Origin of the sequence: Paenibacillus sp. CF095 (assembly GCF_900101225.1) — a bacterium.
GTDB lineage: Bacteria > Bacillota > Bacilli > Paenibacillales > Paenibacillaceae > Paenibacillus.
Genome location: NZ_FMZN01000001.1, coordinates 293,676 through 318,741, shown reverse-complemented (window position 1 = coordinate 318,741; position 25,066 = coordinate 293,676). Strand labels below are relative to the sequence as shown.

Genomic DNA, 25,066 nt, shown 5'->3' with positions numbered 1-25,066 from the left:
ATTATTTAAGATATTCACTCGAATTAATATAACATATAATCGCAATATATTGATAAATAAAGGAGATCACAGGATGACAATTAAGATAGGAATTGATTATTATCCAGAGCAATGGACCCCGGAGTTATGGGAGAAAGATGCCATACTTATGCAACAGACAGGGGTTGCTGTTGTGCGAATGGCAGAGTTCGCCTGGAGCCGAATGGAACCGACTGAGGGTAATTATCAGTTTGAATGGCTGGATGCGGCTATAGAAGTATTCGCTTCGCGCGGCATGGAAATTGTGTTATGCACCCCCACCAATACCCCGCCAAACTGGATGACAACCCGTTATCCGGATGTGCTGCCCATGGATGAACAACGCCACATCATTCGGCCAGGTGTGCGTGGACATCGTTGCAACAACAGCCCTTCCTTGAGAATGCTGGGCTCCAAATTTGTGGAAGCGATATCACAGCGCTATAGTAAGCATCCCGCCGTCATAGGCTGGCAAATCGATAACGAGATGCACTACCAGGAATGCCATTGTGATACATGTAATCGTTCATTTGTCGCTTGGCTTCAAAAGCGTTATTCCAATCTGGAGGAGTTGAACCGGGAGTGGGGAACGGTCGTCTGGAGTGGTGAGTACAGCAGCTGGGCTGAGGTAACAACACCACTCGGTGCCAGCAAACCGATGAATCCTTCCTATCTTCTGGAGTACAAACGATTTTGTTCTGACAGCGTAGGCTATCTGCTGGGATGGCAGCTTGAGATTTTACGCCGTAACTGTCCAGGCCAATTTGTGACGCATAACATGTGGCAGTATCCGAATAGCCTGGACTATTATGATATGCACAACGAATTGGACTTCGTCTCTGTTGATTATTATCCGAATGAGCTGTATCGCGATTATGGCGATCGGTTTCCGAGGAACGGAGCGCTTACGTTGGACTTGGTTCGCGGTATCAAACGCCGGAATTTCTGGGTAATGGAACAGCTCAGCGGAGCACAGGGCGCCTGGATGCCGATTCAGCGCACCCCGTATCCTGGACTGATCCGAGCTCGCTCCTGGCAGACAATCGCTCGCGGTGCAGATATGGTCGTCCATTTCCGCTGGCGGAGTGCAACCGTCGGAGCCGAACAATTCTGGCATGGGCTGATCGACCACAGCAATGTTCCTGGACGCAGGTTCAGGGAGTTCGCGGAGCTTACTCGCGAGGTGAACCAGTTAGGAGAAATGCTAGCCGACTCGACCATTGTTACCCAAGTTGCGATTCTGCATTCGCATGATCAGCATACGGCGCTTTCCCTTCAGCCGCAGGCGGAAGGGGGAATGCACTATATAGACAACCTGTCCTCAATGCATAATGCATTTCTTAAAATGGGCGTAGGTACAGACGTTATCAATTGGACCGAGGAGCTCGATGGGTACAAGCTGGTCGTTGTCCCTTCCCTCTTCCTGTTAAGTGAAGAAGTAGCACAACGACTGGAGCGATTCGCAGCTAAAGGGGGGACGGTTGTCCTCACCAATCGGACTGGTGTGAAGAACATGAGGAATGTATGTGAGATGCTGCCTCTGCCGGGGCTACTGGCAGAAGCGGCGGGTGTTGTCGTAAGTGAATATGATGCCATCGGCAGCAGTGAGCATCGGATACGGAACGCGGAGGGCAAGACATTCGCTGCGAAGCAATGGTGTGATCTACTGGAACTGCGAGGGGCAGAGCCGATCGCCTGGTATGACAACGACTTTTACGAGGGTGTACCGGCGGTTACTGTCAATAAGTTTGGTGAAGGTGAAGTGTATTATGTCGGCACTTGGCCGGAGCCATCGTATTTCTATCAGCTGTTTGAAGGCATATTGAAGGAAAAGGATTTGGCGCCCAAAATCCAGTTGCCGGAAGGTGTCGAGCTGTCGATTCGAACGAAGGGGGAGCAAAATTTCCTCTTCCTGATCAATTTGATGAATGAGCAACGAGAGATTACGCTGGACGTTCCTTATCGCAGCTTGTTGAACAGCGCGAGGTTGGATCAGAAGTTGACCCTTCCAGCTCTGGGAGTAGATATTTTAACTGTATAAGATCAGCCGTTTTCATATTTAAAAAGGGATGTCTCACAAGGCTTACGACCTTCAGGGACATCCCTTCTCTGCTTTCACTAACATCCACCTAATCTGAATAAGAGTATTTCCAGTTAGTTCATCTTATTTGATTTTGATTTCCAGTTCATCATTCTTGGCTTCCTGCAAATCATCATAGACCTTATCTGGTTTACCACGAAGTTTTAATACCATGGACTCCGGATGGTCCAACAGATTGCTACTGAAAGAATACATCATTTCATCTTCCGATCCGCTCCCGCCTACCATGGATAACTTGGTCTGCTTCCCATTCCTGGAGGTCGAAATGATCTCGATAGGCCGAACGACCTCGCTGATCGACAACTTCGTTTTGTAATCAATCTCTTGATCAGGTGCATGGACAAATTTGACCCGAGTTACTAGCGGAGACATCTCCACCTCCGACAATAAGACCTCATAGCCTCCAAGAGTAAAAGTCCGATTAACGTTAATGACTTCCGTTTTGGGGATAGAAAACTTAGGATCAAGAGGAAAAGAAAGATTCATTTTTTTGGAAAATTTATATTTTCGTTCTTTCTCCCCGTTGTCTGCATAATTCACCACATCTGGTACAACTGAGGACAGCTGGAATTGTAGATTCACTTGCTCAGGCAGCGGTTTATTTCGACTTCGCTCAATTGTATTCCGGCCATAAATGGTATGTTTATCATTCGAGAAATGCACCCCTCCTATATTTCCGTTATCAAGGACATAACCTGTTCTTGCATCCGTCATCTTGGTATTGACTATCGAATACATCTCTTGCGAAGCATCCGTTCTAGCGGTATACAATACCGTTATCCTGTTCTCATCTGCCAGAACCGCATTCACGGTAAACTGATATATGCCCGATGTAACCGTCCGATCCACGAGTTGCACATAACCATTATTGAGCGTTGAAGTAATCGTAGCACGGTCCATATCCGAAGTTAGCAGGCCACGGAAGGGCTCTAGAACTCCCCAATGGGTTACAGGCTCAGTATATGTTGCCGGTTGTTGCCCATAGTTTCCAAGCGGGCCTATAAGAAACCAACCTGCAGCCAGAACCGTGACCAGCACTGCCGTGATCCATTTGACACGAAAGGTCCTACCTGATCGTTTTGTTCTGCCCTTTGCGAGACCACGTTGAATTGCAGCAGTCGTGTCCGCCGGATTCCAGTGCTGCTTCTCTCTTTTCACCTGATATGCATCTGCAAGAAGTGCTTTCTCCTCCGGGTTAGTGGTCATGCCAATCCCTCCTATTCTTCATCAACTTGCGCAACTGCTGGAGTCCCTTGTGCTGCCAGGTCTTGATCGTCCCTTCTGGTTTGCCGAGGATCGAGGCAATATCCGTCAGTGTCATGTCGTTATAATATTTCAGCAATAATACATGGCGATATTTCGGTTTCACCTTTTGCAAAAGAGATTCCATAGCAATTCGGTTATCATCTACACTGATCATCCAAGACGCCGGAATGCTGTCCTCCAGATTCTCCTTCGCCAGAGGTGTCGCCCGCTTGCGGCGCCTCTGTTCATCGATGCAGACATAGATGAGAATCCGAATGATCCACGACTTGAACGCCTTCTCATTATTCAGCGTACGACGTTTGATCCAAGCTCGGCATGTCATCTCCTGCACAGCTTCCAGCGCATCTTGCCGGTTACGCAGGTAGCTGTAGGCAATAGAAATGAGCGTATCTTGATGTTCCATAATGGATTGCACAAATTCCGTCTCATCTTCGGTCTGTACATAGATCCTCTGGTTCATCTCTGCTTTTGTTTCCACCCCGCATCCCTCCTTCTCTCTCTTTCTGTGGTATAAGACGGGTGAGTGAAGCAAACGGTTTTTATTCATCAAAAAAAGCTCCGCCATCATCATGAGGGAGCTTGATTACATAGCACTTCTGCCGCAGGTATACTGAATTACGCACAAGCATGAACAATTCAAGATCAACTAACTTACAAATTGCCGGTGACTTCGATCCCGTCGGCCAATTGCAGATGGTTTCTCACCCAAGCTGTGAACTGATTCAAAAAATTCCGTAATTCAGGCTCTGCAACCACCTGTTGATCCAGCTCTGATAAAATCTCTACCCATACATCCTTCGTAATGGGATTGTCCCAGCAGGGATCAAGTGCCTTCATCTCTTCTCCAGTTCGCGGGTCAGTTAATGGAAATGCGCGATCCAATGCGGAACGAATATAGTCAAAGTCTTCATTATATATGTTTCAGGCAAATCTCTTACCGATCAGAGTTCAAACCAGATTAAACCACCATCAACCTGCCTGGTTTCTCGCTCCATCTGATGCATCCAGCTCCGACCTTTTTCACCCCAGATATGGAACAAACAGTAGATATACAACTCCCCATCCACAATTTCTTCTAACCCAGAGGCCTCTTCTATGCACACTTCAAGAGCTATAGGCCAGGAAGGATCTTCACGTTTCAATACAAAGCCGTTGGCTTAGTGTTCCAAACTATACACTTCGGTAAATTTTAATGAACTTGCCAAACGCTTCACGACGACTTCAGGTAAAATCGCAGGCTCCGTTGTTCTAATCCCATATTCCCAGCCCATATGTAGAACCTCCTTCAGACTTCGTTCGCTCCAGATTGTTGCTTTTGTTCATGCATTTGATGGATTGAACGATCTAACCACAACTCATACCAGTCCAGAAAATGCAATCGATTCGTATTGCCCCAATACTGATCATGATATATTCCATTTCGGTTAGCCCGGTCATCAACCCATATCTCTCCGTAGGAGGCTCCCTTAACAATCAGATTCATGGAGATGCCACAACCAAAATCACTGATGCGCAGCATACCTGCCGACCACTTTGGATCAAAATATTCGTGTTCCAGCGCATCCCATTCCTCTTCTTCCTTGCTGTCTTCGAACCAGTCATAGTTCCAGTTCCATGATTCCGTGAATTGAAAAGGGTCCGAGATTGCATTCAGCTCATCATCATAACCAAGCACAGCGTATACACCGTCATCCGGGTTTTCCAGACCATAATAAGGTCCTGCACCACCCGTTCCCATATGAAGAAGCCATGCCTTATACTCCTCCGGCAACTCAATTCGCCATTTCTGTTCAAATAGCGCGATATCCTTCTGCGTCCACACAGGCTCCATTTCATATTCATGGTTTTCTGCGCCAAACAGGTCCAGATCCGGGTCCAGGCTTCGAAGAGTGATCAACTTTTCACGCATCCGCTCCAGTTGTACAGTGTACATAATCTACCTTTCCTCCCTTCGCTACTCTATTACGTTTGTTCCACGGCGTACCCGCGTTGCTGTAACTCATCCAGTGCTGCTACCACATCTCGCTCAGGACACAACTGCTTAATCAGGCTGGCGGTCACCGGTTTTTCTTCATATATTTCAGCTACGGCTTCCAACGGAAGATCCTGCAAGTCGTAGTACCCTTTTGCCCAATCAACGTAATCTTCCGAGTTCTTCTCTATATATCCAAGTAAAAATTCCGCACCACCTCTGGCGTCCGCTTTGTCTTCCTCGGTCATCGCCAGCTGAATCCAGTTACCAACCTTCCATGACAAGTCGTTCCCTTCCTGCCATAGGCAAAAGGTCACATCTTCCATATCCAATGTTTCCTCCTGATCTCGCAGAACAGCCATCAACGTCTCCGGCACTTCATCATACATGCCCGGGTAGATCTCACCATCCTCACGAGCATGCGGACTTAAAGGTGACTCATGATCAAATCCCTTGATCAACGTGCCCGAATCCGTAAACAATACATGCAGATGATCACCTGCGCCGTTATTGATGCTTCCCCATGCCACACCTGGCTGAAGTTTATCTTCATAATGATGAACGCGTAGCCATTCTTCCTCCGAAAAGATGATATCCAAAGCAGCAAGTATTCTCATCCGTTTACGCAGGGCATCTGCATTCATCATCGTTATCTCGTTCCAATCCTGCATATGAATCCCTCCTGTTTGTATATGTACACTATATCCGGATTAATTCATCCAGCGTGTTATTTCCCTGAATACTTGGTGTCATGACAATGGTGATCCGACTGGCTTCTCTGGAGACGATACACGCATAATTTCCGGGCTTTAACTGAAACAGAACCCCTTCACACGTCTCATCCGGCTCCAATTCACCCCCAGTGACATCATCCGCCGCTCCCAGATAGATGTGCCCAGACGGAACTTGCAGATGATACACCTTTTCCCGTTCCGCTGCGTGATCTGGACCTGAATCCTCCCCTACATCCTCCAGGCTCCATTCCACCTCATACACTCCATCCGCACCCAGATTCAGGAACAGACAATGACCTGCATTCACCTCAGCCAGCTCATCCACTGGAATGGACCACCAGTCCGAAGTATCCTCGGCACGATGTTTTAACGCTGCCAGATCATACAGGCACAATGTTGCCGTATCTGTAACCATTTGAAATGTTCCTCTCATATTCACACGTCCCTTCTATCTGATCCAGGTCTGACCTCAGAAATATATTCAATCATTATATCAAGCCTGATACACGTGTAAAAGGAACCCATGGACCATCTCTGCTTTCGCAACTCTTCATTTCTCGCTCCAAATGGTCGATATAAGCATAACTGACTTTTTTTGAACCTGATGGAGGAAGCCAAGCCATGTCAATGAACAATAGAAAAGAACCCTTTCGCTACACATTGAAGGAACCGATTCACTTTGAGATCTATATTCTCAGCATCAACGGTGTTAACGCACCAGCCAAACCCATTCAGGCCGAACTCTGCGATATCAGTCGATCCGGCTGTCAGCTGTCATTTCCGCTGTCCCTTCCTGTAGAGAATAACGATATTCGGATTGGAATGAATATGCTGCTCTTTGAAGACCCTCTATATATGGAAGGCACTCTCCGCTGGGGTCAAGAAAAAAATACCTCATGGCACTATGGAGTTCAACTGGAAATGCAGGATGGAAACCAGGACCGCCTCTCCAGAGAGATGCGAATGCTTGCAGGACAAGGCAAAATTATCGTGAAATAGCCATATAGCCTGATAACAAAAACAAAAAAACAGCCCAATCAAATTGGACTGTCGCAAGATGAAACTCTTTATGCCGCTTTACTAACTGTCGCTGGTTGTTCCATTTTGGACCAGTTCACGGTTTTTTCAAGAACGAGTGAGACCAATACCCCAATGACGAGACCATTGCTTATGATCGGAATAAGATACATGGGCAAGGTTTGAAAGGCTTCAGCAGGAATATTCATGACAGCAACTCCCGTGAGGACCGGCAACGCTACACGATAGATCGTTTTAGAATTAAACGTTGTACCTTCAAGCGTTCTTAGTGCCGTGCCGAACATCTGAAGATAAGCCACAAACAGAACAGCACTGCCAACGCTTGGTGGTATTTGTGCAAAAAATGCTGTCACAGAAGGTGTAAGACCCATCATACATAACAACCCCGCTCCAATAATAAAGGCAGCACGACGCAGAATGCGAGTACTCTCCAGGAACCCGATTGAAGATGCAAATAAACCAAAGGGCAGCACACCCACACAGGATGACAACATCGTAAACAGACCCGTTAGTGCATAGGATCGCTGATATTGACGGCTTGTTGTCTCTGCCTGATATAGCTTCTCGACTGTGCTTAAGGTGGTGATCGAATTCGTCATATTCACCAGCCCTACGAAAAATGCAGTAATGACAATACCCGGTTCCCATCTGGGTGCTCCCCACGGAAACAGTTCGAGGCCTGCCGGGGCCTGATTAGGCTGTCCGCTATGTTGTCCAGGAAACAATAAACTATAAGCGATCCAGCCTGCCACAATCCCAATCAGGATCGCGTAGTTCCCCAGTTTCCCCCTACCCTTTAATTGAATCCATGCCACCAAAAATGCAATGACAACGGACAATGCGGCAACAGGCAGATCGAAACGACCAAACTCCGTATATCCAATCATACCTTTGAAAAAATTCATGGTTAATTGAATCGTCATTAGAAACAACATGGCACTCTTCACCATAGGTGTGAACAGCTTCTGCAGCACTTGCGCTGCCCCCAGCCAACCCAGAATCATCATGGTTAGTCCCGCTAACAGAAAACCTGCAGCCAGCCCACCGCCGATACGCTCCAGACTCATACCGGCCGATGAAGCAGATACCGTCAAACTTAGCGTTAATCCCCACCATAATCCTGATGGACCATCCATGACCGCATATCGATGGCCGAATACGGCTTGAAGGATACACACTGCTCCGGTAAGTATGAATGCGTGCTGCATCGAGGCAGCGATCGCATCCGGGGACAGATGAAAATTATGTCCAATGGATAGCGGAACAACAACGGTATTGGTAAACAGGAAGAAAAACCATTGTATACCTGCCAAAATCAGGGAAGATACGTCCTTCATATTCTTTTGTAAAAAATGCTCTTGATGTCTGTTCATTCGTTCGGAATATCCTTTCACTGTTCTGTATCATAAATGTATAAGTCTCTTCAGACTTGGGTTAATAGTCGTTCCATCTCGGCATACCGATGCCGGCTCGCATGTGCAAGCGGTATAATCCCGTCCCGATCCGCAATCTTTGGATCTGCACCATATTGCAAAAGCAAGGCAACAATCTGCTGATGACGCGGTCCACCATCTCCCAAAATGACTGCTTCCAGCAAGGCTGTCCAACCCAGGTTGTTGATATGATTCACATCCACATCGCTGCGTGTCAGCAGAAGCTCCACAATGTCCACATGGCCCCGATCCGCTGCTGGAATAAGGGCTGTACCGCCAAAACGATTCGTTAACCTTGTATCTGCACCTGCTTCAACGGCCAGTTCGACCATGTCATACATACCCTCAGCACTCGCGTATAACAGCAGGTTGTCCAATCGTGCATCCCGAAGATTAATGTCGGCTCCGGCGTCCACTAGCATCCTTGCCGTGTCTATCTTGTTACCGTGCACCGCTGCCATCAGAGGTGTTCGCCCCAATGCATCCCGTTCATTCAACCGGCTGCCCTGTTGTGTGATAAATCGAATGACCTCATCAGTATGGCCCGCTAGAGCGGCATCATGTATTGTTCTAACCACGTTGCTTCATCCTCCAATTCAAGGTCTTTCTCGTGCAGCAATATTTATATGGAAACCAAGTCCCGTTAGTCAGGTATGCAAATCTAATGTATGGTAACATAAGATCGTAGTATATTAAAAATACATGTTTTGTTGGCTTTCCATACGAATTACATATACATCGCAGGCGAAGGAGAACAACCACTTGGATATCAAACAATGTCGCTATTTCATTGCCATTGCTGAGGAGAAACAGATTACAGCAGCAGCCCGGAGACTTCACATGGCTCAGCCGCCCTTAAGCCAGCAGCTTAAGTTAATGGAAGAAGAGCTTGGTGTGATTCTATTTGAACGCAAAGGGCGCATGATGGAGCTAACGCAGGCGGGTCGCAGCTTCTATGATTATGCGGTTACCTTGACCAAATATATGGAGGAAGCTGTAATGGAGATGCAAAGTTTCCGTCACGGCATACGGGGCAAACTCTCCATTGGCATCAATACCATATCGGATCGCCTGATCCCACAAGCACTGCAACAGTTTCGCACCACCCATCCACAGGTTACCTATAAAATTCAGCAAAATGAGTCTGCACAATTATGCCGCCTGCTGGAAGATGGCAAAGTTGAACTCGCCTGTGTACGCATGCCCGTCCAGACAGAACGCTATGAGGTGCTGCACCTGCCACAGGAGCCCCTCTTCTATATTTCTTCAACACCGCTGGATAGCCCAACGGAGATGACCCCTGGAGCGGAGATGCGGACTTATTTCAATCAGCTTACAGGTATCCCTCTACTGCTTCCAAGCACAGAAGGACTCGGTATGTTCGAGCTAATTTTGGACAAGTTCCGGGAGCATCAGGTTACCCCCTCCATCATGGGTGAGTGCTCAGACATTAATATGTTGCTAGAACTGGTCCGACTCGGCTTCGCCAGTTCCATCGTGCCTCACACGGTACTACAGCTATATCACGAGCACCCATTCCACGTATATCGCATCCAGGATCAGCATTCCACGGTTGGCTCGGCGCTGGTCTGGCTGCAGAACCGTTATCTGTCCAAGCCTGCACAACACTTTGTGCAACTGGTCCAGGGTATGCTTCCCGTGGTGTAAAAGGCTATAAGCAAAAAACAGCAGCTTTACCGGATTACATTCCGGTGAAGCTGCTGTTTCATTTTTATGGTTAAGCTTTAGCTGTGAACAACAAGTCTTTTTCTTTGATCGTCGTGCGACCAGCAGACTCAATAGACTCATACTGGTGCATGTTTGTAATAATAACTGGTGTAATCGTTGTATAACCGGCTTTTTCGATCTGTTCCCGGTCGAACTCCATCAGTACATCACCTACGGCAACCTTCGCACCTGCTTGAACTTTAGGAGAGAAGAATTGACCTTTCAGCTTCACGGTATCAATCCCGATATGAATCAACATCTCTGCGCCTGTATCACTTACCAGACCAATGGCATGTCCACTCTTCGATAACGAGAACACGGTTCCGTTGATCGGAGATACGACGCGACCTTCAGAGGGTTGAATCGCGAATCCTTTACCCATAATCTCTTCAGAGAATGCAGGGTCCGGCACTTCGCTCAGCGGTTTAACTTCACCTGTGATCGGGCTAAATACTTGCTCATCTTGTGCTTTTGCCTCTTCAGTTACAGCAGCAGAAGTTGTTGCTGGTGTTGCTGGCTCAGCTGCTGGTGCAGCTACTGGCTCTGATGCATTTTCTTCTTGGAAGCCCAAGATATACGTAATGATTGCTGCTGCTACGATGGCAATCAAACCACCAACCAGAGCATAAATCAATGTGCTAATTGCTGGACTGACAAATGCGGCAATACTCGGCAGACCCGCAAGTCCTGTAATAACATACGATTTAACATTGAAGATCCCCATAAATGCACCTGCGATAGCTCCACCGATAAGCGCTGCAATAAATGGTTTTTTGAACTTCATGTTGATACCATACATCGCTGGTTCCGTAATCCCCATAATAGCCGTAAGACCTGTGGAATAGGCAAGGGATTTGGTTTTGCTATTTCTCGATCTGAGACCTACACCAAATGCTGCACCACCTTGTGCCAAGTTAGCTGCAAACATCAGTGGAATAATAAAGTCGTAACCCAGTGTTGTCATTGAACCTACAACGATTGGCAGCAACGCATAGTGCATACCTGTAATGATCAGCAGTGACATCGTACCACCAATCAGAATACTTGCGAAGATGGACATATTGTCGAACAACCATGAAATACCACCAGACAAACCATTACCAAGAACCGTACCCAGTGGTCCAACAGTCATCAACGTCAGTGGAACCATAATTAACAGGGTAACTGTTGGAACAATGAGTAACTTAAGTGAAGCATGTACAACACGATCAACGGCTTTTTCTACATATGAAGCAATCCAAACTGCTAGAACAATTGGAATAACTGTAGAAGAATACGTTGCCGCTATGACTGTAATCCCCATAAAGGATGAGTTGTGACCATCGGCCAGCAATGCTGTAATGGTCGGGTGCATAATACCCGCAGCAAGCGCCGCAGCAATATACATATTACTACCCAGCTTACGTGCAGCACTAATCGCCAGAATGATTGGCAGGAAGTAGAATGCACCGTCACCGATTGCAGACAAAATGATGTAGGTCGAACTGGTATCGGACAACCATCCAACTGCGACAAGGATGGCCACGATCCCTTTGATCATACCTGCACCCGTAATCGCAGGCAGAATTGGTGTAAACATACCTGAGATGAAGTCGAACAGCGCACTTATTGGATTTCTCTTTTTCTTTTCTCCAGTTGAAGCACCGGATGAGGCATTATCTGCGGTTGGTGATTTGGACATGTTGCCAACGAGTGCGTTATACACGATAGGCACATCGTTACCAATGATAACCTGGAACTGTCCACCGTTTTCCATCACGCCCATAACGCCTGGTGTATTTTTCAGCGTCGCTTTGTCCGCTTTTTGGTTGTCATTCAGGTTAAATCTGAGTCTTGTCATACAGTGAGTGACTTGATCGATATTCTCTTCGCCACCAACAAGCTTCAAAATATCCTTGGACAATTGTTGTTTATCCATTGTGTTTTGCTCCTTTTATGTGTAATGAAGGTTAAAAAAAAACCTAAACACTGAATAATGACAAAGCAGAAAAGCTTATCATTATTCAACGTTTAGGTTTTGCCTTTTTAGCAGTAACAATCCCAACTTTATTCAATTGTTTGTTCATTTCTGACAACTCGTTCAATATGAATGGTCAGATACAGTATTTCTTCCTTGGACAACACCCGATTATAGATCTTACGCGTATAATCACTGATCCTTACTGCACATGCATGTGCTTCCGGATACTGCTTGCTCACCAAGTCATGAAGCGGATTATCTTCTTCTTTATCTTCAATCGCCGTTCCTTGCAACACACGTTGGGCAAAGAACTTCAGATGAGTTAAAAATCGATAATAACTCAATGAATCTTCATCAAGTTCAATCACAAAGCTACGTCTTACGATGTTAAGTATGTCCTTAACAATGTTTGTAATACTGATCGTTTCCCTCATCTCACCGTTCATCTGGGCATTAACCAGATGCATTGCAATGAATGCGCATTCGTCTTCGGGTAGCAGGACCCCTAATGTTTCCTCAATAATCTGTAGCGCCTTGAGTCCAATGGCATATTCCTTCCGGTACATGCGCTTGATCTCCCAGAACAATGCGTTACGGATCTGCAATCCTTGACGATGTCGATCAATGGCAAAATGAATATGATCCGTCAGTGAAATGTAGATGCTTTCATGCAGCTTCTCACCTAACACCGTCTCGGCATAACGGATAATCTCATCCGAGCACTCGACATATTCAACCGGGATATCAGACAGAAGTGTTTTAAGTTTCTGTGATACTTCCTTACTTTCAAGCGAGAATATTTTTTCGACGAGACTCTCGTCAATCGATTCACCAGTATGCTTTTTGAAGGCAATTCCACGTCCCATAACGACCAGTTCGTTTCCTCCCGGATCAATTACGGTAACTACGTTGTTGTTCAGCACCTTCTCAATTTTCATTTCTTCACATCACCTTGCACCGTCAAAGTAGTAAAAGGCAAAACCAAAGCAGGTCACGAAATATGCCCCGCCTCTGGTTTTGCCTGATTGAACAGTAACAATCCAGTATTCATTAGCCTTAGGCCCATCTTACCATATAATTATCCATATGACAATGTTTTTGTGAAAGCGGTTAATGTGCGTTAATGTGACATAAGAAGGTGCTTGTACAACTCTGCTTATAGCACTAGTATTTACTCGTTGTTGTTCTTAAGACTTGCGCCATTTGTACTAATAACTTCCTTGTACCAATGGAATGATTTTTTCTTGTAACGATCCAATGTTCCTGAACCGTCATTGTTGCGGTCTACATAGATGAAACCATAACGTTTCTTCATTTCTGCTGTCGAAGCACTTACCAGGTCAATACAGCCCCATGACGTATACCCCATCACTTCTACGCCATCCTCAAGAGCTTCGCCCACCTGTACCAGATGGTCATTCAAGTATTGAATACGGTAATCATCGTTCACCGTTTTATTGCCATTTTCGTCCGTGATTAGCTCATCTACTGCACCCAGACCATTTTCGACAATAAACAATGGTTTTTGATAACGGTCCCAGTATTTGTTCAGGGTTACGCGCAGTCCTTGCGGATCGATCTGCCAGCCCCACTCACTCGCTTTGAGGTACGGGTTTTGTACACCCGCGAACAAGTTTCCTTTTCCTTCGATACGTTTCTCGGGATCACCTGTCTCACAGATACTTACATAATAACTGAACGAGATAAAGTCTACGGTATGCTTCAAAATTTCAGCATCGCCGTCTTCAAACTTGATATTGATATTATTCGCTTTGAAATAACGATTAATGTATTTTGGATAGTAACCACGTGCATGGATATCAGCAAAGATATCATTGCGCTGTTCCGCATGCATCGCTGCAACCACATCATCCGGATTCGGAGTCAACGGGTACGTAGGCATGCTCAGTACCATACAACCGATTTTGGCTTCAGGCATAATTTCATGACCCAGTTTTACAGCCAGGGCACTAGCTACCAATTCATGATGGATCGCTTGGTACAGATCCTGTTTGGACAGTTCTGCTTTTGGCGTATAGATCCCGCCGCTCATGAATGGCTCCTCCAGGATGGAGTTAATCTCATTGAATGTCAGCCAGTATTTAACTTTGCCTTTGAAACGGTTGAAAAGCACTGTTACATAACGCTCGTAGAACTCGATCATTTTACGGTTAACCCAGCCATCATACGTTTTGGACAGATGCAGCGGTGTCTCATAGTGAGAGATCGTTACGAGTGGTTCAATGCCATATTTGTGGCACTCATCGAACAGGTCATCGTAGAATTGCAGACCTTTCTCGTTTGGTTCCAATTCATCACCTTTAGGGAAGATACGGGACCAAGCGATGGATGTACGGAACACTTTGAAGCCCATTTCAGCAAACAGTTTAACATCCTCTTTGTAACGGTTGTAGAAATCGATACCGATCAGTTTCAGGTTATCTTCTGTAGGTGCTTCCGTTCTAGGCGTTGTAATCCCGTGTGGCATTACATCTTGAACAGACAGACCTTTGCCATCTGTATTATAAGCTCCTTCAAGTTGGTTGGCTGCTACAGCGCCGCCCCATAGGAAGTCTTTCGGAAATGGTGTAGTCATATCAATCATTCCTCTCTAAATTAACGATATTTTCATTCTTTGTCTAAATGCAATACTCTATCCTTTGCCGACAGGAAAAAGCGGACAATCTCCAACTGAAAGGGCCATCAGGAAAATTAGATTCCTTCCATGCCAACTTTCGCGTTAGGTTTTGCCCGCTTTTTATGCGGTAACAATCCTGGAAACGAGATTTTACAGCTGCTCACCATTGCTGGAGATTACGTTTTTGTACCAGTCAAATGAATCCTTTTTGGAACGTTTGAGTGTTCCGTTACCTTCGTCATCCAGATCCACGTAGATGAAACCATAACGTTTGGACATTTCGGAAGTGGACATACTCACAAGGTCAATCGGGCCCCATGCTGTAAATCCAATCAGATCCACGCCATCTTTGATGGCTTCTTTCATTTGTTCGATGTGTTTTTTCAGGTAATCCACTCGATAGGAGTCATGGATCGAACCGTCTTCTTCAACACGGTCATATGCGCCCAGACCATTTTCTACGATGAACAATGGTTTCTGGTAACGATCCCAGAAGTTGTTCAGGGTTACACGCAGACCGATCGGATCGATCTCCCAGCCCCAGTCGGATGCTTCCAGATAAGGGTTTTTCACGCCGCCAGTCAGGTTACCCGATGTTTCTTCCTTGTCTGCGGATGCAGATTTGGTTACGGACATGTAGTAACTGAAGGAGATGAAATCAACGGTATTGTTCAGCAAGATCTCATCATCGCCTGCTTCTTTTTGGATCACGATGTCGTTTTCTTCAAAATAACGAGCCATGTAGTTCGGGTACTTACCACGAGCATGCATGTCCGTGAAGAAGAGGTTGATCTGATTCTCGTGTTGAGCCAGACGAACATCTACCGGATTACATGTTGCTGCATAGGTTTCCATACGAGCAAGCATACAACCCACTTGGGAACCAGGGATAATCTCGTGAGCAAGCTTCGTAACCAATGCACTTGCTACAAATTGATGATGCAGCGCTTGATAAGTTGTTTGCAGTTTGTTGTCCACTTTATCGATCAGAATGCCGCCGCCAGTGTACGGGCTGAACAGCATGACGTTAATTTCATTAAACGTCAGCCAGTATTTCACTTTATTTTTATAACGGTTGAATACCGTTTCTGCATATCGAACATAGTGCTGGATTACTTCACGGCCAGCCCAGCCATTATATTTTTGCGTCAAGCCAAGCGGTGTCTCATAGTGAGACAGTGTAACGAGCGGCTCGATGCCATATTTCAACAATTCGTCGAATACTTCATCATAGAATTTCAAGCCAGCTTCATTTGGCTCTTGATCATAACCGTTCGGGAAAATACGTGCCCAGTGAATGGACAAACGGAATACTTTGAAGCCCATTTCAGCGAACAATGCAATATCTTCTCTAAAGTGATGATAGAAATCGATACCAAAACGTTTCGGGAACCGTTCTTCGATTTTGCCGGAGAGGATCTCTTCGATTCGGGAAGAGGAAATTTCCATGGCATGTCCGCCTGTACGCTTCTCTTTCGGAACATGAGCGATCATGTCCGCTGTGGAGAGGCCTTTGCCGTCCTTATCGAATGCACCCTCCAATTGATTGGCAGCTGTAGCGCCGCCCCATAGGAAGTTTTCGGGGAATCCTTTTTTTGCCGTGGTCATGAACAACAACCTCTTTTCGAAATTTATTTTGGTTTTTCCAGGTAAAACATTGTGTAATTTAGAGCAGAAAACAAGAAAAACCTAAACTCAAGGTAAAATAGCACCAAAAAAAGGAGCCTTCATTTCACCATCAGTTTAGGTTTTGCCTGTCTTCACAGTTACAATCCATCAAAAGATGTTATTGCATATTCTGTTGTGTTTGCTCTTGTAATGTAAGCGTAACATATCTATTTTGCAAAATCAACTTCACTGGATCATATGATCGTTCGCACACTCTCAACATCGAAAAAATCAACGCGGCATACGCATAATCGCTGCCCTTAATGCCTGCGCTCCTTCCTCCGTTTCCAGGTAAACAGCGGGACTTTGGTCCCCTAAAGCCGGGATATCTTTCGCCATCCATTCAAAAGCGTACTCCCCCATTTCACACAAAAGCACCCGACTTATATCCGCCGGAATTCCTTGTAATCGCGCACGTTCTACCCACGCGGGGTCCAACTTTTGTCCAAGTTCTTCAAACAGTTCGGAAAATGAGTCCCAGCTTGCCTGATCAAACTCGCTTGAATAAATACCTTTCATACTCATGTAATTTCACTCCCCATATCGCCATTTGTAACCCTGTGGTCCTATTTAACACAATTCATCCTTAAGCCGCTTGAAACCACTTCTGTAACAGGTAGACTTAATTTTAAATGTTTTTCGGGGGAAAGAACAGTCTAGGAGGATTCAATAATGACTCATGAAGATAACACAGCTGGTTGGGATGCGATTGATCAATCCATGCGTGAATTGTATGGGGAACAAGAGCCAAAACACTACGGCACTGCCCTTCCGTATATGCTCGGTGGTCCTGATCCACTCGATGGCATTAGCGTTTATGAAGTGAACACACCTATGCCTCACTGGCATTTTGTCACCTATGGTTTCTCTGAATTATATGAAAAAGAGATGCAGGATGCATCCAAAAGCGGGTATGGATTCGAACTCACATTTCGTCTTACACGCACTGAAGAAGAAACTGAACCGCCAGCCTGGGCGCTGAATCTGTTACAGAATGTAGGACGATACGTCTTCAACAGTGGAAATATCTTTCAGCCAGGAGATTACATGGACGCTAATGGCCCCATCTGCCTGGAGTCCGATACTTTGCTGACTGCGCTCTCCTTTATAGAAGACCCGGATCTACCCGCAATCTCTACGCCTAATGGTTCAGTGCAATTTATTCAGATGGTAGGTATTACAGGTCGGGAACTGGAAATGATTCAAAGCTGGAATGCTCGTGGATTCCTGTCTGCCTCCTCCATGTTCATGCCCAAATATGTGACGGATCTGATGAGAAATTCGTACGCAGATATTCCTTCGGTTATACAAGCGGTTGAGGATGGAATGGAACAGGACGGGTCCAGCACAGCGTTTTTATTCATACAACAACTGGCTTGGGAGTCTCCTCGCAAAAAATTGCTGCAAAAATCGGTTCAGGCCAAACTTCAGCTTGGAGCCAAACAAGCCGTATTAGTTGGCACCATCCTTCGTAGCCGAATTTCGAAAGGTGCCTCTCTATCCTTGATCGGACCTGATACTAATATTCTGTTTGAAGCAGGAGAACAACCAGCCGTATTGGAATCGGACAGACAAGTTACCCTGACGGTGAACAAACAAATTGTTGAGGAGCTGACAAAGAACCTTCGCCCGGTTGAAGGAACATTCGAGATAACTTCATTGGATCATATTATCATTCAGATTGTTAGAACAGAAATCAAGGACCAGGAAGGACACGTCATTCAAACGATTGGATGAGAACATTCTCAAGTTCGATATAAGAACTACCTTTCTATCTAACGACTGTGCAGCAAGGAGGAACAACATGCCTGCCATTAGATTTTCTACAAGACACGAAGAGTCCCCGACTTGTTCGCATGCAGCAGGAACGGCTCCGTTCGACTATTTACCAAAATCCAGTCTGGACAGGCTTCGTAAAAACAATCATTTCCTGATTCATGCATTCCAGAACAGTATCTCGGTTATCCAAGAGAATTTAACGGGCACTTATCTTTTTCTACTCACAGATACGGACGGTGTGTTACTCACCATGGATTACAGTTCAGATCTTGAAGCTGTAGTAGAACATTCCCCCATTCGTCCGGGCATGTTCTTCACTGCAAAGAGCTGTGGAGTTAACGCCATATCAGAAACGATGGATAACAATAAACCTGTACTGCTGCTGCCCGAGCAGCACGAAAGTCCTTATTTTCAAAGCTGGCATTGTTACGCCGCACCTCTGTCCATGGGATCACAACATTTTGGTTATCTGGATGTGTCCACCATTAACGCGGATATGCAGGGTGAACTGATTGCTATTGCCAAGTTGATTCCTGCATATATGCAGAACTGTTATCAGAGTCAACAGACTGCTGAACTGTGCGACAAACCGGCAGTGGAGTTCACCGAGCGTCAGTTAACCATCCTGGAGATGATAGCCGGAGGCCTCACGGTAAAAGCCATTGCTTTGAAATTAAAGATCAAGGAATGCACCGTGAATCATCACAAAAAAGTGATTTTTAACAAATTAGGTGTGCAATCCAGCACAGAAGCTGTTTCAATTGCCAGCCGAATGTCTTATGTATAGAAGACCCCTATAGATTCCTATAGGTAGTATATGAGAACGTTTGTGCTACAATTTAGGAAACAGGTAACATGTAGAGAGAGAAAAACAAACACACACACATTTCAGGAGGGTAATATGACAATTCCAAAAAAAGTTTCTTTATTCGCCATGCTCATTATGATTATGCTGGTTGCCGCCGCTTGCGGTGACAAAGCAGATAACACAGCCGCAACAGAAGAGCCTACCCCGACAGAAACAACGACGGGTACTGATTCTGAACCAGCGAATACAGAAGAAACAGAGAACACAGAACCAGCAAGCGAAGAGTCCAAGGAAACTGATAATTCCCAAGACGTTGAGCTGGGGACTACGGAAAAAGGTTCTTACACCAATGACTATTTCGGCGTATCTCTGAAATTCCCGGAAGCATGGGAGTTCCAGGATGCTGCAGGCATGAATGAGCTGACAAGTGCTTCATCCGAAGCGATTGCTGGTGATGATGAAACGAAGAAAAAACAAATTGAGCTGTCCCAGACCAAAACATTGAATCTGCTTATGGCTTCAAAGTACCCATTGGACGGAGGTCAAGTTGGCCCATCCGCTATGGCCATTGCTGAGAAAGTAAGCTTGTTGCAAGGCATTCGTACAGGTAAAGACTACCTGGAAGCAACCAAAAAATTCATGGTGGATAGCCAGTTCCCTTACGATTATAAAGAAATGACAACGGAAACCATCGGTGGTAAAGAGATGGATCTGATGCAAATCACGATGGATCCAGGTGACGGTTCAACCGTTACTCAAGATTACTATAGTACAATTATTGAAGGATATGCTTTCAACTTCATCTTCACTTACATGGATGATAAGACCAAAGCCGAGATTGATACCATCAAAAAATCGGTTCAATTCAAATAATCGCTTTTGATTACTGCCATTATACGAAGATATAACTCAACCCCGATAACGATCTGTGGAGATCATCGTCGGGGTTCTTTTGTATTTGAAAAAGACTATATCTTGCACTAACTAACTAGATATTGCGACCCAATGTCCATCCGTGACTTCTACCCACTTGGAATGTTCCAGATTATAACGGTCCTCTACTTCAACATTTTCTCTTGTTGTTTCTTTGACAACATGTCTCTTTTTCTTCGCTTCTACCGCTGGGTCAGGCACAGGAATAGCAGACAGCAATGCCTTGGTGTAAGCATGTTGCGGGTTGGAGTAGAGTTCTTCACTCTCAGCCAGCTCCACAATTTTCCCATTATACATGACAGCCACTCGATCACTGATATGTTTAACCATGGACAAGTCATGCGCGATGAAGAGATACGTCAATCCGAGTCGCTGCTGTAACTCTTCAAGCAATTGTACGATCTGAGCCTGTATCGACACATCCAGTGCAGACAACGGCTCATCACATACGATGAATTCAGGTTCCACAGCCAGAGCTCGTGCAATACCGATCCGCTGTCTCTGTCCACCCGAGAATTCATGTGGATAACGCTGCGCATGGGTAGGATCAAGACCCACCATCTCCAGTAGTTCCTCCACCCGCTTCTCCCGCTGAGATGCTGTACCTGCAAGTTGATGAATATCAAGCGCTTCTCCAATGATATCCATAATCCTCATTTTGGGATTCAGAGATGCATAGGGGTCTTGGAAAATAATCTGCATATGTCTGCGCATCGTTTTCATCTCTGAAGCTGACAGACGATTGAGCGGGACTCCTTTAAACAGTACATCTCCACCTGTTGGCTCATGCAACCGCAGAATCGCACGCCCCGTGGTTGATTTTCCGCTGCCGGATTCCCCTACAACGCCGAGTGTCTCTCCTTGACGAATATGGAAACTGATATCATTCACAGCCTTTAAGGTATTGCCTTTCCCCAGATTAAAATGTTGTCTGAGTGATTTCACCTCAAGCAACGGCTGATCATCCTCCAGATCTCTCGGAACCAATGATGCCGGTTTCGGCTTTTTCTTCTGATCCAGACGTGGTAATGCATTCAGAAGTCTAATCGTATACGGATGTTTGGGATTAGCAAAAATCTCTGTCGTAGTCCCGGTTTCCACAATCTGTCCTTCTTTCATAACAACAACCCGATCACACATGCCTGCCACTACGGCCAGATCATGCGTGATCAGAATAATCGATGTACCCAGTTGGTCCTGCATATCTTTCATCAAATTCAGAATCTGAGCTTGAATTGTAACATCCAGTGCGGTTGTCGGCTCATCGGCAATGAGCAATTCAGGACGACAAGCAAGTGCAATACCAATCATGACCCGCTGGCGCATGCCTCCGGAGAATTCGTGCGGATACTGGTTGTAGCGTATTTCGCTGCGAGTTATCCCCACCCGCTCCATCATGGCAATCGCCTGTTTCTTGGCTTCCTTTTTGGACACCTTCTGGTGTTTGATGAGACTCTCGGAGATCTGTTTCCCCACTTTAATGGTCGGATTAAGAGAACTCATCGGGTCTTGAAAGATCATGCCAATATCACGCCCACGGATGCTTTCCATCTCTTTCTGCGTTTTATTGGCCAAGTCGACCCCTTTAAAAAGAATCTCTCCATTTTTCATCTGCGAAGGCGGCGATGCAAGCAGCCTCATAATGGAACGTGCGGTTACACTTTTTCCGCTGCCCGATTCTCCTACAATGCCCAATGTCTCGCCTTTTCGTACTTCAAAACTCACTTCTCGCACTGCCTGAAACTCACTCTCTCCAGAGTGAAACGAGACAGATAGATCATTAACTTTCAGTAAAGGTTCCATGCCATCACCAGCTCTCATCCATTTTTCACATTCACTCATCTCATATGTATACCATTTAATTCCTTGACAATTGTTTAGACCATAAATAATATATACTATATCAATCGGAATAATGCAATTTAAACCTGAATGAAAGGAGGCACGCTTGGTTTGAATCTTGCAGAAGGCAGCAGACTCTCGCGGTTGGTGCACAATTTAAGTTTTATTTATGGCAAAATGCTGCTTCATCCTTCCTACCGATATGTTCTGTTCATTCTTGGATTACCGATCAATCTGGTCGTGTTTCTAATATGGCGTTCGAATCGAAAAAATGACGGCTGGGTAGCTGCCAGGCAGGCAGCTGAGCAAGAACTGCTCGCTTCTTCCTACCGGAACAAGCTGAAGTTGGAAGTGGAAGAACAACTGCGTCGCAAACATCGTTTTTTCCAGCAGCAGGTCAGTGAGGGAGAATTCAAGCGTCAGACCGAGGAATGGTTGGAAGAAAGTGTTCAGGCAGAGTTGAAGGAGCGGACATCCCGCATACTTCAGGAACAAGGAAATCAACGTCTTACAATGGCTGATACGTTCCACTCACTGATTAACAAACCATGGTTTTTCGCGATATCGATTATTCCCGGCTGTCTGATGTATGGCATCCTGTTTTTGTATGGAAATCCTTATCTAAAGTACATATTTGAAAGAATACTGATGACGGTATTTGTCATTCTGGGCGTAGCAACACTCGTATTTACGATTTTGTATCTGTCTCCGTTCAACCCGGCAGCCAACATTCTCGGAGAGACAGCAACGCAGGAACAGATTGCAGCATTCAATCAGGTGTATGGCTTGGATCAGCCTTATCTTACACAGCTCTGGAACAATATTAAGGGAGTTGCTCTCTTCGACCTTGGCAAGTCTTTTGCAGGAAATGAAGACGTAACAGCAACGATTGCAAGGAAGTTTCCGATTACATTGACCCTCGCGGTCATCTCCCTGCTGTTAGCACTTGTCATTGCATTACCCATCGGTATTATCTCAGCGATTAAGCCTAATTCATGGTTCGATTATACATTTATGTTTATCGCTCTGATTGGATTATCGATCCCGAATTTCTGGCAAGGACTTATTTTCATTCTGAACTTTTCGATCAAACTGCAGTGGCTTCCCGCCACCTTCAACCCGCAGAACTGGCTGTCGATCATTATGCCAACCATTGTGCTGGGCACGGGACTTACGGCTGCGGTGGCACGGATGACCCGGTCTTCTACACTGGAAGTCATTCATGAGGATTATGTCATGACTGCCCGCGCCAAGGGGTTAAGCGAACGTCAGGTCATGCTGAAACACGCTGTACGTAATGCATTGATTCCAATTGTAACGGTGGTTGGACTTCAATTCGGAGCCATGCTGGGCGGGGCAGCAGTGACGGAGAAAGTGTTTAATATCAGCGGTCTCGGCAGCTACATTGTGGATAAACAATTTATCCCCGATATTCCGAGTATCATGGGCGGAGTAATCTACACAGCCATTACAATCTCCATTATCAATGTAGCGGTTGATCTGCTGTACGCTTTTATTGATCCAAGAGTGCGCTCCAAGATGAAACAATATTAAAGTGTGTGTTGAACTACCTCTTAAAGCAGGTGTATTATGACAAACTCTTCCTTAACACAAGAAATGCGTTTCCGACTTAAGTCTTCTCGAGAATACAGTCAGGCAAGCTTCGCCTGGATCACGTCCCTTCTCTTGACTGCCTTGTTGCTGTTCAACAGTTATGACTGGAGCGGACAGACGTTCAAACCATTTCTGCTAACGATACTTGGGATCTATGTATTCTTCACACTGGTCCAAAGTGTCATCACCCTTCGGATTCGAAAAGACTTGATCCGTACCGGTACGGTCTCTGTTCTAACTCGCAGGTTAGCTTGGGTTCAGCTACTTGCCATCATTTCAGGCAATATATTTATCGTAACGGCAGCCTTTCACCTGATTCGAAAAGCGAGGAATGTGGAGTATACCTTTGCGGTGTATATGCTGTTAACTCAGCTGTTCGTCATCGGTGTATCTGCGTTAAATGTTTTCAAACCCTATGTGGCTGATAACTTTCTGCCAGCCATGGCGGTGCTCATATTTATTCTGATCATCGACCTGGTCGTACTGATTATCGTATCCCGATATAACGCGACCTCTATCCTCCCTCGCTGGATGATCGGTGTCAGTGTAATACTGATTCTGACCTCGATCACTGGTAATGTATTTGCACTATTGCTCGGCATTTCCATCATTGGACGCATTCGCAGACAGGGGAAACAAAAATCAAACTTCTGGAACGATCTGTGGGAGCGCCTTGCTCCGAATATGACTGCCATGTCCGGTTTGTTTTTTATCATTTTTCTGTTCTCGATATCGATCTGCAGCTTTTTTACCTTTGACTACAGCATGGCTGTGGAAAATAACTACTCGGCTCTGCTTCAACCGCCTTCCCTTGCGTATCCCTTGGGAACGGACGACTTCGGACGATGTTTATTTTCCCGGATTGTATTTGGTGCCCGGATCTCCTTAATCGTAGGTTGCATGTCGACCATCATTCCTGTATTGATCGGCGGAGTCCTCGGAGCATTCTCCGGCTTCTACGGAAGGCATACGGATAACATCATCATGCGGCTGCTGGATATTCTCTATGCCATTCCGGGAATTCTGCTCGCCATTGCCATTATTGCGGCGTTTGGAGCCAATACGGTCAATCTCATTCTGGCGCTGAGTCTGGGTTCAATTCCAACTTACGCCCGTACGATGAGAGCCAGTGTGCTCTATGTATCCACTTTTGAATTTGTGGAAGCTGCACGTGCACTGGGGTACAACAATCGTACGATTATTTTCAAACACATTATTCCCAACTCCCTTGCGCCCATGATTATCAAGTCCACACTCACGATTGGTGGAGCTGTTATCGCTACCAGCAGCTTGAGTTATCTGGGACTCGGCGTGGAGCCGCATATTCCGGAATGGGGTAACATTCTGAAGCTCGGCAGTACATACCTGGAGACCCACTCTTATCTGGCGATTTATCCAGGCTTGGCTATTATTCTGCTGGTCCTTTCGTTTAACTTCCTCGGTGATGGTCTGCGTGATGCGCTTGATCCCAAGCTGGAAAAGGCCTAAATGATTTGTTGAAATGAATGATATAGAAAAAAAAGAATTCACACAT

General features: G+C 45.8%; 22 protein-coding genes. 8 read left to right on the top strand and 14 right to left on the bottom strand.

The window, feature by feature from the left end:
* The first annotated feature begins 73 nt into the window (after window positions 1-73).
* Window positions 74-2,059, top strand: coding sequence for a beta-galactosidase (locus BLS69_RS01465; protein WP_091028079.1), 1,986 nt, complete (start codon window positions 74-76; stop codon window positions 2,057-2,059).
* Between the two features lie 123 nt (window positions 2,060-2,182).
* On the opposite strand, the gene BLS69_RS01460 is transcribed toward BLS69_RS01465, so the two are convergent.
* The 6 genes from BLS69_RS01460 to BLS69_RS01435 all read right to left on the bottom strand — a co-directional run bounded on the left by BLS69_RS01460 (window position 2,183) and on the right by BLS69_RS01435 (window position 6,524).
* Window positions 2,183-3,325, bottom strand: a complete 1,143-nt coding sequence (locus BLS69_RS01460) for a DUF4179 domain-containing protein (protein WP_091028076.1) — start codon at window positions 3,323-3,325, stop codon at window positions 2,183-2,185.
* The gene (locus tag BLS69_RS01455) at window positions 3,315-3,863 is read right to left on the bottom strand and encodes a sigma-70 family RNA polymerase sigma factor (protein WP_249912037.1); all 549 of its coding nucleotides are present in this window, start codon (window positions 3,861-3,863) and stop codon (window positions 3,315-3,317) included. Before BLS69_RS01455 ends, BLS69_RS01460 begins: the two co-directional genes overlap by 11 nt.
* Window positions 3,864-4,036: 173 nt before the next feature.
* Window positions 4,037-4,222 (bottom strand): hypothetical protein, encoded by a 186-nt coding sequence (locus BLS69_RS01450; RefSeq protein WP_091028075.1) that lies wholly within the window; start codon window positions 4,220-4,222, stop codon window positions 4,037-4,039.
* A gap of 448 nt (window positions 4,223-4,670) precedes the next feature.
* Window positions 4,671-5,318, bottom strand: a complete 648-nt coding sequence (locus BLS69_RS01445) for an SMI1/KNR4 family protein (RefSeq protein ID WP_091028073.1) — start codon at window positions 5,316-5,318, stop codon at window positions 4,671-4,673.
* 29 nt (window positions 5,319-5,347) lie between these two features.
* The gene (locus BLS69_RS01440; RefSeq protein ID WP_091028071.1) at window positions 5,348-6,028 is read right to left on the bottom strand and encodes a hypothetical protein; all 681 of its coding nucleotides are present in this window, start codon (window positions 6,026-6,028) and stop codon (window positions 5,348-5,350) included.
* 28 nt (window positions 6,029-6,056) lie between these two features.
* The gene (locus BLS69_RS01435; RefSeq protein ID WP_176872535.1) at window positions 6,057-6,524 is read right to left on the bottom strand and encodes a DUF6386 family protein; all 468 of its coding nucleotides are present in this window, start codon (window positions 6,522-6,524) and stop codon (window positions 6,057-6,059) included.
* 188 nt (window positions 6,525-6,712) lie between these two features.
* On the opposite strand from BLS69_RS01435, the gene BLS69_RS01430 reads away from it, so the two are divergent.
* A complete protein-coding gene (locus BLS69_RS01430) occupies window positions 6,713-7,090 on the top strand; it encodes a PilZ domain-containing protein (protein WP_091013573.1) in 378 nt (125 codons plus the stop codon).
* A gap of 68 nt (window positions 7,091-7,158) precedes the next feature.
* On the opposite strand, the gene BLS69_RS01425 is transcribed toward BLS69_RS01430, so the two are convergent.
* Both BLS69_RS01425 and BLS69_RS01420 read right to left on the bottom strand, forming a co-directional pair.
* A complete protein-coding gene (locus BLS69_RS01425; protein ID WP_240768073.1) occupies window positions 7,159-8,502 on the bottom strand; it encodes a uracil/xanthine transporter in 1,344 nt (447 codons plus the stop codon).
* A 50-nt stretch (window positions 8,503-8,552) separates the two neighbouring features.
* Entirely contained in the window at window positions 8,553-9,140 is a 588-nt protein-coding gene (locus BLS69_RS01420) for an ankyrin repeat domain-containing protein (protein ID WP_091028065.1), read from the bottom strand.
* A gap of 184 nt (window positions 9,141-9,324) precedes the next feature.
* On the opposite strand from BLS69_RS01420, the gene BLS69_RS01415 reads away from it, so the two are divergent.
* Complete coding sequence (locus tag BLS69_RS01415; protein WP_091028062.1) at window positions 9,325-10,230, top strand: LysR family transcriptional regulator; 906 nt, start codon at window positions 9,325-9,327, stop codon at window positions 10,228-10,230.
* 70 nt (window positions 10,231-10,300) lie between these two features.
* On the opposite strand, the gene BLS69_RS01410 is transcribed toward BLS69_RS01415, so the two are convergent.
* The 5 genes from BLS69_RS01410 to BLS69_RS01390 all read right to left on the bottom strand — a co-directional run bounded on the left by BLS69_RS01410 (window position 10,301) and on the right by BLS69_RS01390 (window position 17,081).
* On the bottom strand, window positions 10,301-12,208 hold the full coding sequence (locus BLS69_RS01410; protein ID WP_091028060.1) for a beta-glucoside-specific PTS transporter subunit IIABC: 1,908 nt from the start codon (window positions 12,206-12,208) through the stop codon (window positions 10,301-10,303).
* 128 nt (window positions 12,209-12,336) lie between these two features.
* Entirely contained in the window at window positions 12,337-13,188 is an 852-nt protein-coding gene (licT, locus tag BLS69_RS01405) for a BglG family transcription antiterminator LicT (protein WP_036668684.1), read from the bottom strand.
* Between the two features lie 233 nt (window positions 13,189-13,421).
* Window positions 13,422-14,846, bottom strand: a complete 1,425-nt coding sequence (locus BLS69_RS01400; protein ID WP_091028057.1) for a glycoside hydrolase family 1 protein — start codon at window positions 14,844-14,846, stop codon at window positions 13,422-13,424.
* Between the two features lie 192 nt (window positions 14,847-15,038).
* Window positions 15,039-16,496 (bottom strand): glycoside hydrolase family 1 protein, encoded by a 1,458-nt coding sequence (locus BLS69_RS01395; RefSeq protein WP_074096040.1) that lies wholly within the window; start codon window positions 16,494-16,496, stop codon window positions 15,039-15,041.
* Window positions 16,497-16,787: 291 nt separating this feature from the next.
* The gene (locus BLS69_RS01390; protein ID WP_091028056.1) at window positions 16,788-17,081 is read right to left on the bottom strand and encodes an antitoxin Xre/MbcA/ParS toxin-binding domain-containing protein; all 294 of its coding nucleotides are present in this window, start codon (window positions 17,079-17,081) and stop codon (window positions 16,788-16,790) included.
* A 147-nt stretch (window positions 17,082-17,228) separates the two neighbouring features.
* Between BLS69_RS01390 and BLS69_RS01385 the strand changes: the two genes are divergently transcribed.
* The 3 genes from BLS69_RS01385 (at window position 17,229) to BLS69_RS01375 (ending at window position 20,016) form a co-directional block, all read left to right on the top strand.
* A complete protein-coding gene (locus BLS69_RS01385; protein ID WP_091028053.1) occupies window positions 17,229-18,293 on the top strand; it encodes a suppressor of fused domain protein in 1,065 nt (354 codons plus the stop codon).
* Window positions 18,294-18,360: 67 nt separating this feature from the next.
* Window positions 18,361-19,122: a LuxR C-terminal-related transcriptional regulator gene (locus BLS69_RS01380; protein WP_091028050.1), complete on the top strand. Its 762-nt coding sequence runs from the start codon at window positions 18,361-18,363 to the stop codon at window positions 19,120-19,122.
* Between the two features lie 114 nt (window positions 19,123-19,236).
* Complete coding sequence (locus BLS69_RS01375) at window positions 19,237-20,016, top strand: hypothetical protein (protein WP_091028047.1); 780 nt, start codon at window positions 19,237-19,239, stop codon at window positions 20,014-20,016.
* Window positions 20,017-20,127: 111 nt separating this feature from the next.
* Here BLS69_RS01375 and BLS69_RS01370 read toward each other — a convergent pair whose 3' ends face one another.
* Window positions 20,128-21,879 (bottom strand): ABC transporter ATP-binding protein, encoded by a 1,752-nt coding sequence (locus tag BLS69_RS01370; protein WP_091034776.1) that lies wholly within the window; start codon window positions 21,877-21,879, stop codon window positions 20,128-20,130.
* A gap of 150 nt (window positions 21,880-22,029) precedes the next feature.
* On the opposite strand from BLS69_RS01370, the gene BLS69_RS01365 reads away from it, so the two are divergent.
* The gene (locus tag BLS69_RS01365) at window positions 22,030-23,472 is read left to right on the top strand and encodes an ABC transporter permease (protein ID WP_256332201.1); all 1,443 of its coding nucleotides are present in this window, start codon (window positions 22,030-22,032) and stop codon (window positions 23,470-23,472) included.
* Between the two features lie 36 nt (window positions 23,473-23,508).
* On the top strand, window positions 23,509-25,020 hold the full coding sequence (locus BLS69_RS01360; RefSeq protein ID WP_091028042.1) for an ABC transporter permease: 1,512 nt from the start codon (window positions 23,509-23,511) through the stop codon (window positions 25,018-25,020).
* Window positions 25,021-25,066 lie beyond the last annotated feature (46 nt).